The following is a 17,108-nucleotide window of genomic DNA, read 5'->3' on the forward strand; positions in this document are numbered from 1 at the left end:
CGCAACGGCGGATGAAGTGGACACGAAACTCTCGCTCCCAATGAAGTGGACCGGTTTTTCTTTTTGGGCCTTGACGGAAGGACCTGAACCCAAGAAATTTTGACCAGTTGGAAAAATGTTAGCATCCCTACACATTCCCGCAAGGCGAAAATGACCTCTAAAAAGCTGAAAGCTGCGGACCATCCAACACCGGTGTCGAGGCGTCAGCACAAGGCCGATGCGAAAGCCGCCGCACATTCGCCGACCAAGCCGCGGCCGCTGACGCGCATCCAGAAGGAAAAGCAGGACATCATTCTAGAGGCGGCGCTGGAGGTCTTCTCGGTGCACGGCTTTCGCGGCGCGACCATCGACCAGATCGCCGAAGTGGCGGGGATGAGCAAACCCAACCTGCTCTACTATTTTCCCAAAAAGGAAGAGATCCATCGCCGCCTGATCGCCGCCTTGCTCGACACCTGGCTGGCGCCGTTGCGCGAGATGGACGAAAACGGCGATCCCTTCTCCGAAATTCGCTCCTACATTCGCCGCAAGCTTGAAATGGCGCGCGACTTCCCGCGGGAAAGCCGGCTCTTTGCCAATGAGATGCTGCAGGGCGCTCCGCGCATCAGCGAAATGATCGAGGTCGATCTCAAAGGCCTGGTCGATGAAAAGGCAAGGCTTCTGATGGGGTGGATGGACGAGGGCAAGATCGCCCGTACCGATCCCTACCACCTGATCTTTTCCATCTGGGCCACTACCCAGCATTACGCCGATTTCGACGTGCAGGTGCGTGCCGTGCTCGGTCCGGGTCGCAATGGCGAAGGGCGCTTCGAAGATGCCGCTCGCACCCTCGAACAGCTCTATCTCCATGGGCTGACACCGCGCAACCGCTAGGCCGAACGTCTCAGGCGGCGCGTGGCGTATCGAGCGGGCTGCTGGGTGGTGGCCTATTGCTGCCGCTGAAGCGATAGCCACCGCCATCGCCGCGCTTGGCCTCGTAAAGTGCCCTGTCGGCTTGCTTCAGCAGGGTGACCGGCGGTTGGGCCAGGCCATTCTCCACGATACCGATGCTGACACCGACCGACACATTACGGCCGACCGATTGCAGCGGCATGCCCACATCGGCAATCCAGGCCTCTGCCAGGGCACTGAGATTGTCGCGACGCTGACCGCGCCGCACCACCGCAACGAACTCGTCACCGCCCACACGGGCCAGCATTTCGCCCTCTCGCATGCCGGCCATCAGGCGTTGGCTGACCTCGATCAGCGCCTGATCGCCCATGTGGTGGCCGAACATGTCGTTGATCGGTTTGAAGCGGTCGAGATCCAGTGCGAACAGCGAGAACGGCTCATTGGCCTCCGCCAGGCGCGAGAGTTCGGCATCAAGCGCCACGCGGTTGGGCAGCCGGGTCAGGTGGTCGCTCTTTGCCTGTTCCTCGGCATGAAGGCGCTGTTTCTCGAGCAGCCGCACATGCCGCAACATGGCGAGCAGACACCCCAGGACACCGCCGATGAACAGCAGGATGAGGGGTACGCGGGTGGGCGCATGCGCAGTCAGCAACTGGGTGCCCGGGCTTGCTGCATGCCAGGCGAGGAACATGCCACCTCTTGGGCCACCCAGCAGCGGGATCGACTGCATACGTATCCCATCTGGGGGCGTGGCGACAATGCGCAGGGTATCGAGGCCGGCGACCAGGCCCAACTCAGCCACGGCCTGGTCCATTTCGTCGTCCGGGATATGCGGGAGAATATCGGCTACATGCACCGCGCGATTGCGCTCTTCTTCCATCGATATCGCGTCGGTGGTCGACATGACATGCAATACCGAGGCAAAGAGCACGATGACGGCGAGGATGGCGCTCAGAAAGGCGCCCAGCACCAGAAAACGTATGGGCGCAAGCGCTCGACCGTCATCGGCATGTATCGCGCTGAAGCGGGGTGTGGGTGTCATTTTCGAGTGGTGGTCCGCGTCCGCCACCACTCTGGCCCGACAATGGTTCGTAACCGGTTAGCGGCCGTCCAGCTTCTCGGTGTCGGTCATTCGGCGTGCCGACATCAGCGCCAGGGGTCGACCATCGGGATCGGCGAAAAAGGCCATCCATTCTTCCGTACCGTCCTCGTGCCGGTGCACACGGTGCGGCTCGCGCATGAAGTCTATGCCATTTTGCACCAGAGCCGCGTGGCTGGCTACGATATCCTCGACCCTGAAATAGAGAATGGATTCTGCCCCGGCCTCGGTGCCCTGCTGCAGATAAAGTCTGATGCCCCCGGCATCGAAAAAGGCCATGCCGTCAAACTGGTACAATAGGGCCAAGCCAAGCCTGTCTCTGTACCAGGCAAGCGAGGTCTCGATGTTGCGCACCGTGCGCGCAATCTGTCCGATGGGACCAATTTGAGTGGAAGATGCCATGTTGTGCTCCTCTGCCGGCCAGCCGTGCAGTTGAGCCTACTCTGGTTTTGCGTTCGCCGCCCGCCTTTCGCTACCTGGTCTTAACCCTGCGCTGGCCATGGTCGATCCAATCATCGCCAAGGAAAGATCACCGTGCCCGATCAGCATGCTCCCGCCCTCAGGCGCCAGGACTGGCTCTGGCTGCTCGCCATCTGGGCGGTCGCGGTGGCAACCTTGATGCTGCGTGTCTACTCTCGCGGCGAGGGGCCGCTCTTTGCTGACACCGATGATGCCATGCGCATGGTGGTGGTCCGAGATCTGCTCGCGGGCCAGGGCTGGTACGACCTGGTGCAGCACCGCCTCAACATCCCCTATGGCGCCGAAATCCACTGGTCACGGCTGATCGATGTACCATTGGCGGCCATGGTGGCGTTGTTCTCGCTGATAACCACCCAGGCCAATGCCATGCTGCTGGCGGGCACGATCTGGCCTCTGGCGCTCCTGGCCGTAGTGCTCTGGCTCTCGGCCCGCATCGCGCTTGAAATCGTCGGACGCGACGGCCTGCTGCCGGCCCTGGTGCTGCCGGTGCTGAGCCCGGCCATCCTGGCCGAGTTCAATCCCGGCCGCGTCGACCACCACAATGTCATCATCCTGCTTACGCTCGCGGCGCTCTGGACGGTGCTCGTATCCCTGCGCCGGCCGCGATTTGCCATCGGCGCCGGCCTGGTCATCGCCACCGGCATGGGGGGTGCGGTGGAGTCATTGCCGGTGGTGATTGCCGCCGTGTTGGCGATCGGGTTGTTCTACGTCTTCGACCCCGTCCACAAGCGCACTTTGGGTCTCTTCGGTGTCGCCTTCGCCGTTGGCATGTGGGCCAATCTCGCCATTGTTCGTCCGCCCAGCCGCTGGCTGGAATCGGCCTGTGACATGATCTCACCGGTCTATGTGCTGGCCGGTTTCGCCATCGGCGCTGCCTATATCGTTGTCGCTGCCCTACCCACGCCGCGCGCCGCCTGGCAAAGGCTCGGTCTCCTGGCCGTCCTGGGTCTGGCTGCCGCAGCCATCGTGGCCCTGGTCTACCCGCAGTGCCTTGCCGGGCCCTATGGTCAGCTCGACCCCTGGCTACAGACGCATTGGCTTGGTGCTATCAGCGAGGCCAAGACCTGGCATGTGGCGTTGCGCGAAATGCCCGGCTATGCCTTGTCAGTGGGCATTCCTGCCCTGCTGGCGCTGGTTATCGCTGCAATCGCCTTCTGGCGAGAGCCAGGAAAGCGCCAGCAATGGCTGACCCTGTTGGTCTTCCTCCTGCTGCTCAACATTGTCATGCTGGCCCAGATCCGGGGCTCGCGCCTCGCCGTCATCCCGGCCATGCCGGCTGCCGCCTGGCTCATCGTATCGGTGCGCCGCGCCTATCTGGCGCGCCCATCGGTTCTGCCGGCGCTCGGCCTCCTGGGCAGCTGGCTGGCCTTTTCCGGGGTCATCATCGCCATTCTGGTGGTGGTCACGAGCAATGCCTTTCCCGGCGTCGTCGCGGGCATTCCGCAAAACGATGGCAATAAGCGCGCCTGCCTCGCCGCATCGGCTTTCGTCGATCTCGCGCCTTTGCCGCCCGAGCGGATCATGACCCCAATCGATCTGGGCGCCCATATGCTGCTCGAAACCGATCATGCCGTGGTGTCGGCGCCCTATCACCGCAACCAGCAGGGTGTGCTCGACACCTTCGCCTTCTTCAATGGCCCGGTGGATGGCGCCAAGGCGATTGCCGCCGAGCGCGGCCTCGGCTTGCTCGTCACCTGCCCGACCATGCCGGAGATGGCGGGACAGGCAGACCGCGCAAAGCCGGCCCTGGTCGACCTGCTGCGGGACGGCGACCTGCCCGAATGGCTGGTGGATGTGTCGCTCGAGGGCCCGCTCAGGGTTTATGCGATCCTGCCATAAGCGCCTGGTCCAGTTCCAGTGCAGTGCGCAGCTTGCGCGTCAGCTTGGCCGCGATAAGCCCGTGGGCAGCGACAATATAGGCGCGGATTTCGTCCTCGCTCAGCGCACTGTCCGGCCCGATCGCCACCCAGCCGGCGCGGGCGAAATAGGGTGCCGGGCGAATGCCGTCCATCTCGGTCATCAATGCGTAGCTCATCGGCGAGACTTTCAGCCAGATTTCGCCGGGATCGCCATCAAGCAGGCAGAAAATCTTGCCGCCCACCTTGGCCACCGAGTCGTCGCGCCATTGCCGCACCAATGTCGCCGCCGGCAGGCTCAGCACATAGGCTTCGAATGCTGGCCGATGCATGATCGCTGGAAAGTCTGTTGTCACGACGGCCGCCAAACAGAAGAACGCCCCGGCCCGAGGCCGGAGCGTTGCGATGACAAACCGTTTCCCTCAGCTACTCGGCGGCGACGCCGAGCCCAATCGGGCAGGACACCCCGGTCCCGGCCAGGCCGCAATAGCCATTGGGGTTCTTGTAGAGATATTGCTGGTGATAGGTCTCGGCATAGAAGAACGGACCTGCCGGCGCGATCTCGGTGGTGATATTGGCCAGCCCCCGGGCGCGCAATGCCTCCTGATACGTGGCGCGGCTGCGCGCCACCACCTCGGCCTGCTCCGGCGTCGTGGTATAGATGGCCGAGCGATATTGCGTGCCCACATCATTGCCCTGGCGCATGCCCTGGGTCGGGTCATGCTCTTCCCAGAAGGTCTTGAGCAGCTTGTCGAGCGAGATCACCTTGGGGTCGTAGACCACCTTGACGATTTCGGTGTGCCCAGTCTGGCCGGAACACACTTCCTCATAGCTGGGATTGGGCGTCGAGCCGCCCTGATAGCCCACGGCAGTCACGACAACGCCCGGCAACTGCCAGAACAGCCGTTCTGCGCCCCAGAAACAGCCCAGTCCGAAATAAATGGTCTCGGTACCCTCGGGATAGGGGCCTTTGAGCGGGACGCCATTGACCTCATGGTTGGCGGCGATCTCGAGCGGCTGCGACCGGCCCGGCAGGGCTTCGGCAGCGGTGGGGATGGTCGAGGATTTGGTGCGGAAGAACATCTGTGTCTCCTTTTCGCAGCATAATATGGGCACGCACCAGCGCCGCCGCAACATGGCTCCTGCGCTTGTGTTCACCGCGATGGCGAGCGGCGGTGCCTGCACCGCGGGCTAGATCTGCTCCTGGCGCAAAAAACGCTCGCTGCGCTTACGGCGCCCGAGCAGCGCCAGCAGGATCCCCGGCACACCGATGACTGCGAAGGCGGGATAGGTCAGAACGCTGTTGAGCGCGGTGTCGAGCAGGTCGGCGAAGAAGCGGCTGTCGAAAAAGGCGCGCACCGCCGCGAGGCTATCGGCATGCACCTGCATCCAGGCCTGGCTCAGCGAGGTGAAGACGATGTGGTTGGCGGCCAGCGACTTGGTGCCGTCGACCACAAGCAGGATAAGCGCCAGGCCAATCAGCCAGGTGCCCAGAATTCTCAAAACCAGCCGCATGCGCCATTCCCGTGCCCACTGAACAAACCGGTCCGCCGCTGGCCGGCTTTTTCTGGAACGCCATCGCCCTTGTTGCACGCTGGCGCCACAGATCACAAGATGGCAGCGACGGGTTAAAACAATCGTGCGCTAGGCGAACTCATCGCTTGCACATGCATCGCCGATGAGTATATTGCGCCTCGCTCGCACCGGCCGAACAGGCCATCCTCTGTCCAGAGTGGAACACGAGCACAGCGGAGAGATGGCCGAGTGGTCGAAGGCGCACGCCTGGAAAGTGTGTAGGCGGGGAACCGTCTCAAGGGTTCGAATCCCTTTCTCTCCGCCAGTCCTCTTAAAGCGCGTATTTTCAACGACTTAGACTCCCGGAGAATCTTCGGGAATTGTACATATGCATCATGCACGTGTCGTTCCGTCTCCGGCCCCTTGGCTCTGGAGTCGGAGACGGTCATGGCGGCTAAGTGCGCGAGGCTGTGTGAGAACTCGGCGCACATGATGGCTCAGCTTGATTGCGATGGCGCAGGTTGGGCTCCGTTCACCCTGTTATTGCCTTGAGGGTTGAGGCCACGCCGGCGACCGCTACGGCGCGCTTGATGTTATAGGCCAGGATCACCAGGCTGGCTTCGGTGGCAACGTTCTTGAGGCCCCTCGTTCGGAAGTGGGTGGCACCCATCCAGCCTTTTATGGTCCCGAAGACATGCTCGACGGTGCAGCGGCGGACCGCCATCGCGTCTGGCATGGCCTCGAACCTGCGCTCCATCTCATCGAGCACCGCCTCATGCTCCCATCGTCGGATGCGCTTTTCCTTGCCGGACGTGCAGAGCGGGCGCGATGGGCAGGCACTGCAGGCCTTCTGGTTGTAATAGACGTTGATGAGCTTGCCAGCCTCAACCGTAGTATGGCGCTTCTGAAGCTGTTCGCCGACAGGGCAACGATAGGCGTCGGCCTCAGGCTGATAAACGAAGGTGGTCTTGCCCCAGAAGCCGTGCGCCTGAGCCGGTGATGTATTGGGCTTGGGCATCATGGGAACGATGCCGGCTTGCGCGCAGGAGCGGATCTGCTCGCCCTCATAGTAGCCGCGATCAGCAAGGGCGATCATTTGGGCAGCGCCGATCTCGGCCTGGGCCGTCTTGGCCATCTCCAGCAGGTGAGAGCGGTCATGACCCCGGTTGGTCACAGCATTGGCCACCACAATATGGTGTTCGGTATCGACGGCCGCCTGCACATTATAGCCGACGACGCCGCGATGGTCGCGGCCGGTTGCCATGGCGCGGGCATCTGGATCGGTGAGCGAGAGCTGTCCGTCTGGAGAGGCTTCCAGCTGCCGGCCAATCGCCTCGAGTTCGCCAAGGCGACCGCGCAGTGATGCCAGTCGCTCGGTCAGGTGCTCGATCCGCGGTGTGGCCGGTCCGGTTTCTGCACTGTCGGCTTGCTCGAGCTCGGCCAGATAGCGCGCGATGCTCTCCTCAACATGAGCCCTGCGCCGCGCCAGCTTGCCCTTGGTGTAGTTTTTCTCGTGCGTGTTCACCGCGCGCAGGCGTGAGCCATCAATCGCAACCATGCCGCCACCGACCAGGCCAAGGGCACGACAGATGGCAACAAAGCGCTGACACGCGATCTGGATCGCACCAGCATTGTCACGGCGGAAGTCGGCAATGGTCTTGAAGTCGGGTACGTCAGCCACGTCAGCTCGATATTGCGACCGGCCTCACGCTTCAGCTTCCGGCTCGAAGTTAGCTGGTGAAGATATCCATAGACATAGAGCTTGAGCATGGTGCCTGGCGCGTAGCCGGGTCGGTCCGTGGCTGCCGGCTGCACACGCGCGAAGCCAAGTTCGGCCAGATCGAGCTCGTCGACAAAGGCATCGATAATGCGGACCGGTTTGTCCGCATCCACATAATCCTCAAGGCGCGCCGGCAAAAAGCTCACCTGATCACGTTCAGCAACTTCAACGAAACGTCCCATCTGGCACCTCCGAAGCAGTGTCAGATCATACCATAATCAGGAGTTTTCACACAGCTTCCACCCCATTGCGGTCATCCGGAGTTGACTCAAGAAGCGTCCAAAGCGGCCGTTCTCAGGTGCTCGAGAAACAGCATCGATGCACATCATACCAGCCGTTTATCCAACCTCAACAAGGTCCAGAGACGGGCACTAGACTTTTTGTCAGTGAAGTTGGCATGGAGGTGACAGGCGACAAGGCCAATATCCAGTAGATGCCTACCTGCGCCATTAGGGTACGTTGCGATCAAGGCACGTCTGCGCCGAGACTCAACTGAAAGTGGCGTGTATCTGCTCGAAAGCAATTAGGCCATCGCCAGCTAAGGCAGATTCAGCGCGCGAGAGAGATAGTCAAACAGGGGCGGTCCGGCAACGATCGCCTGCCCGCCGTAGTTCTTGAGGTTAAGACGAACGGCTGTGAACTGGACGAAATGACATCCATACTCGGTAGCGGGTTGTCGATATCCAACCCAGGCACTACAGGTGGCACTAAGAGACGTAATTTTTAAAACGCCGTCAGGACAATTTCAGAATATCCATGCGCTTTGGGCGTTGGCGATGAAACTCGATCCATTATTACGCCGACTGTTCGCGCAGTTTGCATGCGCGATTAAAACCTATCACGCCAGTTTATGAATGTTGATGCAGATGCAGTTCCTGCTCCGCGAATGCCCAGTCTAGCCAAGGCATAAGTGCTTTCAGATTATTGGTTTCTACGGTTGGGCCGCACCATATTCTGAGGCTTGGCGGCGCGGTGCGAAAGCCCGAAATGTCAAAGGCGGCCCCCATATTGTCCAGTCGCTGGGCAATTTCGGACGTAAACCTATGCTGTCCGGCTACATCGAGGCCGGCGATTTTTGGGTCGGAAATGCGCAGGCACACCGACGTGCGGGAACGGCAGGGCTCGACCGCTTCAAGGAAGTCCGCCCACGGGCTCGCCGCGACCCAATCGGCGACGACCTGGTAATTGTCGCGCACTCTTTGGTGAAGCGCGCTCAGGCCGCCAATGGAAATAGCCCATTCCATGCTGTCGATGGCGTCTTCAACGCAAAGGAGTGAGACCGTGTTGATGGTATTGCCGGAGAACAGGCCGGGCAGCAGCCCAGCGCTGTCTTTCATGCGGAAAAGTTTTGGCATTGGCCAGGGCGGAGTGTAGCTGAGCAGGCGCTCCACCGCTTTTGGACTTAAGACAAGCACGCCGTGCGCCGCCTCGCCGCCAAGGCATTTTTGCCACGAGAATGCGATGACATCGAGCTTGCTGACGGGAATTGGCTCGCCGAAGATTGCTGAGGTCGCATCGCAGATCGCAAGGCCCTGCCGGTCATACTCGATCCAGTCGGCCCCTGGTACGCAGGTTCCGGTTGCCGTGCCGTTCCAGGTGAACACCACGTCTCGCTGCCAGTCGACCATGGTGAGCCTGTGTCGAATGTCGCCGGCCCCCACGAGCACACGCACATCCTCAAGTCGGAGCTGGTCGACAATATCCTTTATCCAGAGGCCGCCAAAATGCTCCCAGGCCAGGACATCAACACCCCGGGGTCCGAGGAGCGACCACATGGCCATCTCGACAGCGCCAGTATCCGAACCCGGGACAATGGCAATGCGATAATCTGCGGGGATCTCGAGCAAGGTGCGCGTCAATTCGATCGCATGGGCAATTCGACCGCGGGCGAGAGGCGCTCTGTGAGAGCGGCCCAGCGATGGCAGCTCAAGCGATTTTGCCGACCATCCGGGGCGCTTTGCGGCAGGGCCTGAGGAGAACCTGGGGTCGGACGGACGGGTCTTGGGCTCTGCTCTGGACATTACTCAGCTCATCGATGCAATTCGCCTAAGCTTTGCAGATTTGTTTTTAATGATCAACAAATACAAAATTATGTAGACTAAAGCATGATGCGCGTCGAGAATTTGACCTCCCGCATGACCACGGAGGTCGAAAACTGCCGCACGTTGGGATTGTTGAAGAAATGCTCCTGGGTGAACTCATCATAGCCGGCCATATCGCGCACATTGACGATAAGCACGAAGTCGTGGGCGCCGGTGACATAGTAGCATTGGACCACTTCGGGCTGAGCAATCATTGTTTTTTTGAACTGCTCAAGAAGGCTTGCCTGTTCGCGTTCCAGCGACACCTGAACGATCAGTGTTACGCGCGCCCCACCAACTGCAGGGTCCACGATCGCCACATCGGCCTTGATGATGCCTGTCTGGCGCAGGCGGGATAGCCGGCGGAGGCAGGCGGTTGACGACAGCCCGACTCTATCCCCGATTTCAGAAGATGTGAGTTGGTTATTCTCCTGCACCACGTTGAGAATGGCGCGATCGAAGGAGTCCAGATTTGCCCCTTCCGCGCCCGCCGAAACTCGGCTTTTACTGTTGAGATTGCGCATCATTTCCTCGGTCAGCGTGGGCGCTTCGCCCCAAATCATCTCTCGCACTCGGCTAGATTGCCGCCGTAGTGTCAATGGAAATGGAAGGCCGCCATGCCCCGCTATCTGATTGCCGATTCAATGCCGGATCCGATCCCGGTTCAACTCCTGCAAAAGCTGAGAGAGGTCGAAACCGCGACCGCGGGACATCTGCGCGATACGGGCTTCATGGATGGAGGCCTTCGCCCTGTGTGGCCCGGCGGCCCTGTCGTTGGCTGTGCCGTGACAGTGTCGATCAGTGGCACGGATTCTACGCTGTTGCATCACATAACCGGGCTCCTGCGGCCGGGCGATATCGTGGTTGTCGATCGGCTGGGCGACAACCGGTATGCCTGCTGGGGCGGTGGGGTTACCAATGCCGCCAAATGCGCCGGAGCGGTGGGGGCAATCGTTGATGGCCCAGCAACCGATCCGGAAGAGATCGAGAGCTTCGGCCTGCCGGTTTGGTCGCGGGGCATTTCTGCCATCACAACGCGCCTTGCCAATCTGGGGGGCAGTTTCAACAACCCGGTCAGTTGTGGCGGCGTACCCGTACATGCAGGCGATATCATCATTGCCGACCAGTCCGGAATTCTGGTTCTGCCCAGAGACGGAGCTGAAGCCTTCGCCGATCAATGCCTGCGCGCGCAGGAAAAAGGGCTTGACCGCATCCACCGGGTTCGTGACGGGGAAAAACTCGGAGACGTCTCCGGCGCAAGCCGGATGGTTCTGGAAGCCCTTGCGGCTCAATGACAAGGGAGGGGATTTCCCCCTCCCACCATTATTATGCGCCCCTGGGAAGCCGGTCCGCGACAAGAGCCGTATAATAAGCAACGCCGAGCGGGATGATCTCGTCATTGAAATCATAACCGGGATTGTGCAGTGGCGTGGCCCCCGGCGTACCTGGCGCCCCGTTGCCCAGATTAACAAACGTGCCCGGCACCCGCGCCAGCATATGGGCGAAATCCTCTGACCCCATCCGCAGGGGGCAGTCCGCATCAACCGCATCCTCCCCGAGGACCCGACGAGCCACTCTGACTGAGGCCTCGGTCGTTTCGGCTGCGTTGATCGTAGGCACGAATTCGCGGCTATAGGCAACAGTGGCACTAGCGGCATATCCGGCGGCGATTGAATCGGCCAGGCGGCGCATTTCCGTTTCGATGGCGGCACTGACTTCGGGCAGAAAACTGCGGCAATCGCCCTTTATCCGAACCTCGGAGGGAATAACGTTGCGAGTCCCATTGATTATGAATTCGGTGACCGACACGACGCAAGGGCGGGTAGGATCAATGCGGCGTGACACGATTGTCTGGAGACCCATGACAATGGCCGATGCCGCCACGATCGGATCGACGCCCGAGTGAGGCCGGGCGGCATGCACGCCCTTGCCGGTCACGACGATTTCAAAATTATCTTCTGCACCCATGAATGGGCCGGGGCGCGTTGCAAACTGGCCGACGGGAATGCCCGGCATGTTGTGGATGCCGTAAATCTCTTCCATCGGGAAGCGCTCAAAAAGGCCGTCTTCGATCATGCTCAGAGCGCCACGCCCATGCTCTTCGGCAGGCTGAAAGATGAAATGCACCGTACCGCTGAACTCGGGATGTGCGACCAGGTGCTGCGCAGCGCCAAGGAGCATTGTGGTGTGCCCGTCATGCCCACATGCATGCATCTTTCCCGGGTTTTGCGAGCCATGATCACGACCCGGAATTTCCTGAATGGCCAGGGCGTCCATGTCCGCCCTCAACCCAATTGATCGATTGCCAGTGCCAGCGCTAAGCGTGCCGACAAGGCCGGTGCCACCGATGTTGCGCGTTACCGCAATGCCCATTTCTGTCAGCCGCTCGGCAACGAAATCGGAGGTCGCCCGCTCTTCGAAGCCAAGTTCTGGATGGGCGTGCAGGTGACGCCGCCACTGGGTGAGTTGTTCGTGTGTGGATGCGGATAGTTTCATCGGACAGCTCGCAATAGGGGTTGTGAATTAGGGTGTCGGACGCGCTTCGGTGATCAGGACGAGAACGCGGCTATCTTCGGTCAGCGCCAGTTCCTTACGCCGCACAGGGTCGGCCGCTGCTACGGAAAGGGCCGCGAGGCCCGCCGCACCGGAACTGGTCGTGATGATCCCCTGCCTTGTCTCAAGGATCGTTACAGAGTGTGAAAGCTCTGCCTCGGATACGGTCATGCACAGGGCACCGTATTCACGCAGGGTCTTAAGCGCGGGAGCGCTAGCTTCCCCGCAAGAGAGCATGTCTGCCGATGTTTCAAGATCGCCAGCAGCGCGCACCGGACGTCCGGCGGCCATTGCAAGGGCAACGCAGGGTGCTTGATCGGGCTCGACGATCACCACCCGCGCGGGCGCCGCGAGCCATCCCTGCAAGCCGCCTATGATTGCTGCGGCGAGCCCCCCCACGCCGGCCTGCACGAAGACATGGGTTGGCAATTCGTGTTGGGCCTGCGTGAACTGTTGCTTCAATTCGTCAGTGATGACGGCATAACCTGCCATGACGTCGGCAACGACCGGGTCTTCCGGATCAAGGCTGGTATCAGGGATGAGAAGATAGCCGCTTGCAGCGGCCAGCATGCGCGCCATGTCGACCGCGTCGTCATAGGTGCCGCCGGCAATTTTCACCGAAGCGCCCGCGTCTTGAATGCGTTTGACCCTTACCTCCGGCACGCCGCCATGGAGCACGACAGTGCAAGGCACGCCCGCATGCCGCGCTCCGGCGGCCACGGCAAGGCCATGATTGCCATCGCTGACACAAATCAGGTGAGGTGGCGGATCCGGCATCGCACCTGCATCGCCAATCCATTCTCTCGGTCTGCCGATGGCCCGCGCCACAGCCGAGATAGCCGCGAAGGTGCCGCCTAGTGATTTGAAGCTGCCAAGCGGCCGGGTTGTTTCCACCTTGGCAAACACGGCCCCGATACCGACAGCGCGCGCCATAGGCGTAAGCTGCATGAGGGCGGTTGGCTCTAGGTCGCCAAAGACGTCGGCAAGAACGGTGTGTGCCCTTGGGGCAGGTGCATGATCTGTTTTCATGCGCTGCAGTATCCGGGTCGTCCTGCCCGGATCGCTGCAAAATACTGCGCCACAACGACTGAAATCGCCGAATTAGGTGCAGTTTTCGCCGACTTTCGGCGATCTGATCCAGCCGCTGCTAAGAAGGAAATACGAAAAGCAAGCTTTATCAATGACTTGCACCTGCCTCTAAGCGCGCTTCTGTCCGTCAAGCAAGCAGCTTTACATTGTATGGAGTCGACCGTTAATACAAAAATTAAGCGTCAATGAGGTGCCGAAGATGAGCATGGAACGATATTTCCCCTATTATCAGGGCACGCCATTCTTCTCGCTGCAGCAAGACAGCCGGTTTTCCTACTGTCTCTATGTGCCGCCCAGCTATTACCGTGATGAGGTCAAGCAGGTCCGGCTCATCGTTGCCGTCCACGGCACTAAGCGCACGGCCGAAGGCTATCGCGACGCTTTCGCCAGCCTGGCGGAAGAAACCGGATGTGTGGTGATGGCGCCGCTGTTTCCCATGGGGGTCAGCGCGCCCTATGCCGCAGCGCCGGAAGAGCAGCACAATTACAAATATCTTGAATTCAAGGGCATACGCTTCGATCAGTCACTGATTGCCATGGTCGGGCAGGTGCGCGAAGCCCTCGGCAAGATCGCGCCGGAATTCCTGTTGTTCGGCTTTTCGGGCGGCGGACAATTTGTCCATCGCTTCTACTACCTCCACCCCGAACGTCTTTTAGGCGTCTCTGTCGGTGCTCCCGGCTCCGTCACCCGCATCGATCCGGATGTCGAATGGTGGCCGGGCACGGCTGGCGTCGCGGAGCGATTCGGTAAGGCGATCGACATCGCAGCTCTCCGCCGCGTGCCGGTTCATCTGGTCGTTGGCGCACTGGACACAGAGACCTGGAACGTTCGCATCAAACCAGACAGCTGGACATGGAGAGAAGGGGCAAATGACGCGGGCGCCAACCGCGTCGAGCGGCTTGAGGCTTTGCGTCAGAACCTGGAAAGCCATGGGATCGATGTGACACTGGATAGTGTGGCTGGCGTCGCCCATAGCGGCACTCAGGTTCTCAATCCGGTCTTCGACTTTTTCCGTAAATGCCTTGCTCAGAAGGACCGCAAATGACCGCCTTTCCCCTTATCCATATCGAGGGCGGCCCCCGTGATCGCGGTCTGCAATACGGCCGGTCCGCGGGTGAGTATATTCACCGTGCCCTGGCGCTCTACCGTGGAGAGTTCGAGCGCCGCAGTATTTTCTGGCCCGAGGTCGAAAAGGTTTGCGATCAGGTTTCGCAGCACATCGCTCTTTATGATCCTGACACCATGATCGAGATTGCCGCCATAGCGGAAGGCGCCGAGCTGCCGGTGACCGCCATTGTGGCGATCAATGCCCGCACAGAGGTGATCAACGCCCGGAACTACCGTAACCAGCCAGCGCCTGCCGAATGCTCGGGCATTGTGGCTTTGCCGGACGTTACCCGCGACGGCACCGTCCTGCATGGGCAGAACTGGGACTGGTTGGACGCCGCGGCTGAATCAACAATTGTCCTTCACTTCAGGGACGAGCGGGACCACGAAATTCTGGGCCTGGCCGAAGCCGGACAAGTAGCGCGGTGCGGCATGAACAATGCCGGTCTTGCACTAACGGCAAATGGTTTGCACACCGACCGTGAAGGCGAAACCCAGGGCGTCTGTAGCCCGGTCATACGGCGAAACGTGCTGCTCCAGAAAACGCTGGGCGAAGCCATCGGCGTGATCATGAAGTCACCGAGAAACTATTCGCACAATTTCATGTTGAGCCATCGAGATGGCATGGCCATTGATCTCGAAACCACGCCCAGCGATGTGTTCTGGCTCAAGCCACGCGATGGCCTGCTGGTGCATGCCAATCATTTTACCAGTCCGGCGGCCCTGGTGTCCGCAGTCGATGAAGGCGTGCGTCGCTCGCCAGACTCTCTGGTGCGCGAAATGCTGATCGAAGGCACGCTCAATCGTCGCAGCGGACCGGTCGATCGCCAGACCATCATTGACGCATTCATGGATAGCACGGATGCGCCCTATGGCGTGTTGCAGCCGCCCAGGTCTGAAAAGGCCGGCGTGATGGAAGCGACTGTCGCCACGATCATCATGGAACCGGCGAGGGGCCGGATGTGGGTCAGCCGACAGCCTTATCTGGCACAGGACTTTACGGAATACGCGTTTTCATAGCGCGCGGCGCGCCTACGCCGCAAAAATCCGAGCAGGAGGAAACAATGCATATGAGGACTTCAAAGGCACCACTGGCGAAATGGATGGGCACGCTCGGAATGCTGACAGCAACCCTGCTGGCCAGCAGTGCATGGGCCGAGGACGCAATGCCAGTGGCCGGCGGCAGTCTGGCTATTGCGTTGACCACCGATATTCAGGGCATCAATCCCGGCGTCACGCGTGACGGCAACACAGACGCGGTGATCAATCACGTGGCTGAAGGGCTCGTCGCCTATAAGGAAGATGGCAGCGTCGGTCTGCTCGGGGCCAAGTCGCTCTCCGTCTCCGAGGATGGTCTGAGCTACACCTTTACCTTGCGCGACGGCATGACCTTCCATAACGGCGCTCCTGTCACCTCGGCCGAGGTCAAGTGGAGCTGGGACCGCCTGCTCAACGAGCAAACAGGCTGGCGCTGCCGCAGCTGGTTTGTGCCCGGTGGCGATGTGGTCATTCAATCCATAGATACGCCGGATGCGCAGACCATTGTGTTCAATCTGGTCGAGCCCACTGCGATCTTCCTGCCCAAGATGGCGAACCACCAGTGTATCGGCCCGATCCTGCACCCCGACTCGATCGGCGCTGACGGAAAGTTCCTGACGCCCATCGCCACCGGCCCCTACAAGCTGGCTGAATGGAAGCAGGGCGAATATGTAATCCTTGAACGTTTCGAGGGTTATGTCGCCAATACCGATCCCAAGAGTGGCTTTGCCGGCGACCGGACACCCTATATCGACAGCCTCAAATTCATGGTGGTTCCCGATGCCGCCGTCGCCAAGGCGGCACTGCTGGCCGGCGACGTACAATTGTCCCGTGAGTTTACCCCCAACGATCTCACTGAACTCGAAACCAAGGATGGGCTTAAGGTCTATTCCTCGGACTCCTTCAATTGGAAGCTTCTGCTGTTCAATCGCAAGGACGGGCTTTTCACCGACGTGAATCTGCGCCAGGCAATCACGGAGGCCATCGATATCGACGAAGTGGCCCAGATCATGTCCAACGGGCTTGCCAAGGGCAATCCATCGGCTGTCCCGCTGCTCAGCAACTTCCACACCAGTGTGCAGGATCAGCGTCCCGCCTTTGATCCGGCCAACGCCAAGGCTCATGCGGAAGACGCCGACTATACTGGTGAAACGCTAAAGATAATGACCAACCGCCGCTTTCAGGACGACTACGATACGTCCCTTATCGTGCAGGAACAGCTCAAGCGCGCCGGATTCAACGTCGAGCTTGAAGTGGTTGAATGGGCGACGCAGGACGACGCCTACTATGCTGGCGGCTACCAGATGATGGTCTATAGCTATTCCCCGCGCACCGAACCCTATCTCAGTTTCGAGCTGGTCAGTGACACCAAGCCCGACACCGCCAAGGCCCATGAAATCGTCTCGGACGAGTTCACCGCCCTCCTGCGCCAGGCTGCGACCACGCTCGACACCGCGGGGCGCCAGGCAGCCTTCGACGCAATGCACCGCGTGCTGATCGAAGACCTGCCGGGGGCCAGCCTCTATAATCCCGCCGTTGTGTCCGCCAGTACCGACAGGCTCATGGGATATAGCGAGTTCGGCGTGGGGCATCCACGCCTCTGGGGCATCTGGCTCGCCGAATAG

The 17,108-nt window shown here is 60.6% G+C and carries 16 protein-coding genes, 1 tRNA gene and 1 pseudogene; 8 read left to right on the forward strand and 10 right to left on the reverse strand.

Annotation, left to right across the window (positions count from 1 at the left end; translation table 11 throughout):
* Positions 1–150 precede the first annotated feature (150 nt).
* A complete protein-coding gene (locus DEVEQU_RS01575) occupies positions 151–870 on the forward strand; it encodes a TetR family transcriptional regulator C-terminal domain-containing protein (protein WP_126148800.1) in 720 nt (239 codons plus the stop codon).
* A gap of 10 nt (positions 871–880) precedes the next feature.
* Here the strand turns inward: DEVEQU_RS01575 and DEVEQU_RS01580 are convergent, their stop codons facing one another.
* Both DEVEQU_RS01580 and DEVEQU_RS01585 read right to left on the reverse strand, forming a co-directional pair.
* Positions 881–1,927 (reverse strand): GGDEF domain-containing protein, encoded by a 1,047-nt coding sequence (locus DEVEQU_RS01580; protein ID WP_126148801.1) that lies wholly within the window; start codon positions 1,925–1,927, stop codon positions 881–883.
* Between the two features lie 57 nt (positions 1,928–1,984).
* Positions 1,985–2,386 (reverse strand): VOC family protein, encoded by a 402-nt coding sequence (locus DEVEQU_RS01585; RefSeq protein ID WP_126148802.1) that lies wholly within the window; start codon positions 2,384–2,386, stop codon positions 1,985–1,987.
* A gap of 132 nt (positions 2,387–2,518) precedes the next feature.
* Between DEVEQU_RS01585 and DEVEQU_RS01590 the strand changes: the two genes are divergently transcribed.
* Positions 2,519–4,303, forward strand: a complete 1,785-nt coding sequence (locus DEVEQU_RS01590; RefSeq protein WP_126148803.1) for a hypothetical protein — start codon at positions 2,519–2,521, stop codon at positions 4,301–4,303.
* Here DEVEQU_RS01590 and DEVEQU_RS01595 read toward each other — a convergent pair.
* From DEVEQU_RS01595 to DEVEQU_RS01605, 3 genes are all read right to left on the reverse strand, one after another.
* Positions 4,278–4,676 carry an MmcQ/YjbR family DNA-binding protein gene (locus DEVEQU_RS01595; protein ID WP_223214067.1) on the reverse strand — a complete coding sequence of 133 codons (399 nt, stop codon included), beginning with the start codon at positions 4,674–4,676 and terminating at the stop codon, positions 4,278–4,280. The two genes, DEVEQU_RS01590 and DEVEQU_RS01595, sit on opposite strands and share 26 nt — an antisense overlap.
* A gap of 70 nt (positions 4,677–4,746) precedes the next feature.
* Positions 4,747–5,403: a peptide-methionine (S)-S-oxide reductase MsrA gene (gene msrA / locus DEVEQU_RS01600; RefSeq protein WP_126148804.1), complete on the reverse strand. Its 657-nt coding sequence runs from the start codon at positions 5,401–5,403 to the stop codon at positions 4,747–4,749.
* Between the two features lie 108 nt (positions 5,404–5,511).
* A complete protein-coding gene (locus DEVEQU_RS01605; protein ID WP_126148805.1) occupies positions 5,512–5,835 on the reverse strand; it encodes a hypothetical protein in 324 nt (107 codons plus the stop codon).
* A 235-nt stretch (positions 5,836–6,070) separates the two neighbouring features.
* Between DEVEQU_RS01605 and DEVEQU_RS01610 the strand changes: the two genes are divergently transcribed.
* A tRNA-Ser gene (locus DEVEQU_RS01610) sits at positions 6,071–6,160 on the forward strand.
* A gap of 207 nt (positions 6,161–6,367) precedes the next feature.
* On the opposite strand, the pseudogene DEVEQU_RS01615 reads toward DEVEQU_RS01610, so the two are convergent.
* The 3 genes and pseudogenes from DEVEQU_RS01615 to DEVEQU_RS01625 all read right to left on the reverse strand — a co-directional run bounded on the left by DEVEQU_RS01615 (position 6,368) and on the right by DEVEQU_RS01625 (position 10,259).
* Positions 6,368–7,797 (reverse strand): annotated as a pseudogene (locus DEVEQU_RS01615) (IS1182 family transposase).
* A 666-nt stretch (positions 7,798–8,463) separates the two neighbouring features.
* The gene (locus DEVEQU_RS01620; RefSeq protein WP_126148806.1) at positions 8,464–9,636 is read right to left on the reverse strand and encodes a phosphoserine transaminase; all 1,173 of its coding nucleotides are present in this window, start codon (positions 9,634–9,636) and stop codon (positions 8,464–8,466) included.
* 77 nt (positions 9,637–9,713) lie between these two features.
* Positions 9,714–10,259: an Lrp/AsnC family transcriptional regulator gene (locus tag DEVEQU_RS01625; RefSeq protein ID WP_223214068.1), complete on the reverse strand. Its 546-nt coding sequence runs from the start codon at positions 10,257–10,259 to the stop codon at positions 9,714–9,716.
* 54 nt (positions 10,260–10,313) lie between these two features.
* Here DEVEQU_RS01625 and DEVEQU_RS01630 point away from each other — a divergent pair, with 54 nt between their 5' ends.
* A complete protein-coding gene (locus DEVEQU_RS01630) occupies positions 10,314–10,991 on the forward strand; it encodes an RraA family protein (protein ID WP_126148807.1) in 678 nt (225 codons plus the stop codon).
* A 31-nt stretch (positions 10,992–11,022) separates the two neighbouring features.
* Here DEVEQU_RS01630 and DEVEQU_RS01635 read toward each other — a convergent pair whose 3' ends face one another.
* Positions 11,023–12,192 (reverse strand): M20 aminoacylase family protein, encoded by a 1,170-nt coding sequence (locus DEVEQU_RS01635; RefSeq protein WP_126148808.1) that lies wholly within the window; start codon positions 12,190–12,192, stop codon positions 11,023–11,025.
* 27 nt (positions 12,193–12,219) lie between these two features.
* Positions 12,220–13,278: a pyridoxal-phosphate dependent enzyme gene (locus tag DEVEQU_RS01640; protein ID WP_126148809.1), complete on the reverse strand. Its 1,059-nt coding sequence runs from the start codon at positions 13,276–13,278 to the stop codon at positions 12,220–12,222.
* Here DEVEQU_RS01640 and DEVEQU_RS01645 point away from each other — a divergent pair.
* The 4 genes from DEVEQU_RS01645 to DEVEQU_RS01660 are packed head-to-tail and all read left to right on the forward strand — an operon-like array spanning position 13,264 to position 17,108.
* The gene (locus tag DEVEQU_RS01645) at positions 13,264–13,527 is read left to right on the forward strand and encodes a hypothetical protein (RefSeq protein ID WP_126148810.1); all 264 of its coding nucleotides are present in this window, start codon (positions 13,264–13,266) and stop codon (positions 13,525–13,527) included. The genes DEVEQU_RS01640 and DEVEQU_RS01645 overlap by 15 nt on opposite strands.
* 16 nt (positions 13,528–13,543) lie before the next feature.
* Positions 13,544–14,383 (forward strand): alpha/beta hydrolase, encoded by an 840-nt coding sequence (locus DEVEQU_RS01650; RefSeq protein ID WP_206437761.1) that lies wholly within the window; start codon positions 13,544–13,546, stop codon positions 14,381–14,383.
* On the forward strand, positions 14,380–15,465 hold the full coding sequence (locus DEVEQU_RS01655; protein ID WP_164550196.1) for a C45 family autoproteolytic acyltransferase/hydolase: 1,086 nt from the start codon (positions 14,380–14,382) through the stop codon (positions 15,463–15,465). The genes DEVEQU_RS01650 and DEVEQU_RS01655 overlap by 4 nt, the downstream gene beginning before the upstream one ends.
* Positions 15,466–15,515: 50 nt before the next feature.
* On the forward strand, positions 15,516–17,108 hold the full coding sequence (locus DEVEQU_RS01660) for an ABC transporter substrate-binding protein (protein WP_164550197.1): 1,593 nt from the start codon (positions 15,516–15,518) through the stop codon (positions 17,106–17,108).

It is taken from the genome of Devosia equisanguinis, from assembly GCF_900631955.1.
GTDB lineage: Bacteria > Pseudomonadota > Alphaproteobacteria > Rhizobiales > Devosiaceae > Devosia > Devosia equisanguinis.

Bases quoted from the DNA above. Each gene is read 5' to 3' on its own strand.
- DEVEQU_RS01650 (WP_206437761.1), top strand. From the start codon at position 13,544: ATGGAACGATATTTCCCCTATTATCAGGGCACGCCATTCTTCTCGCTG.
- DEVEQU_RS01640 (WP_126148809.1), bottom strand. From the start codon at position 13,278: ATGAAAACAGATCATGCACCTGCCCCAAGGGCACACACCGTTCTTGCC.
- DEVEQU_RS01635 (WP_126148808.1), bottom strand. From the start codon at position 12,192: ATGAAACTATCCGCATCCACACACGAACAACTCACCCAGTGGCGGCGT.
- DEVEQU_RS01625 (WP_223214068.1), bottom strand. From the start codon at position 10,259: ATGATTTGGGGCGAAGCGCCCACGCTGACCGAGGAAATGATGCGCAAT.
- DEVEQU_RS01645 (WP_126148810.1), top strand. From the start codon at position 13,264: ATGATCTGTTTTCATGCGCTGCAGTATCCGGGTCGTCCTGCCCGGATC.
- DEVEQU_RS01620 (WP_126148806.1), bottom strand. From the start codon at position 9,636: ATGTCCAGAGCAGAGCCCAAGACCCGTCCGTCCGACCCCAGGTTCTCC.
- msrA (WP_126148804.1), bottom strand. From the start codon at position 5,403: ATGTTCTTCCGCACCAAATCCTCGACCATCCCCACCGCTGCCGAAGCC.
- DEVEQU_RS01575 (WP_126148800.1), top strand. From the start codon at position 151: ATGACCTCTAAAAAGCTGAAAGCTGCGGACCATCCAACACCGGTGTCG.
- DEVEQU_RS01585 (WP_126148802.1), bottom strand. From the start codon at position 2,386: ATGGCATCTTCCACTCAAATTGGTCCCATCGGACAGATTGCGCGCACG.
- DEVEQU_RS01630 (WP_126148807.1), top strand. From the start codon at position 10,314: ATGCCCCGCTATCTGATTGCCGATTCAATGCCGGATCCGATCCCGGTT.
- DEVEQU_RS01605 (WP_126148805.1), bottom strand. From the start codon at position 5,835: ATGCGGCTGGTTTTGAGAATTCTGGGCACCTGGCTGATTGGCCTGGCG.
- DEVEQU_RS01660 (WP_164550197.1), top strand. From the start codon at position 15,516: ATGAGGACTTCAAAGGCACCACTGGCGAAATGGATGGGCACGCTCGGA.
- DEVEQU_RS01580 (WP_126148801.1), bottom strand. From the start codon at position 1,927: ATGACACCCACACCCCGCTTCAGCGCGATACATGCCGATGACGGTCGA.
- DEVEQU_RS01655 (WP_164550196.1), top strand. From the start codon at position 14,380: ATGACCGCCTTTCCCCTTATCCATATCGAGGGCGGCCCCCGTGATCGC.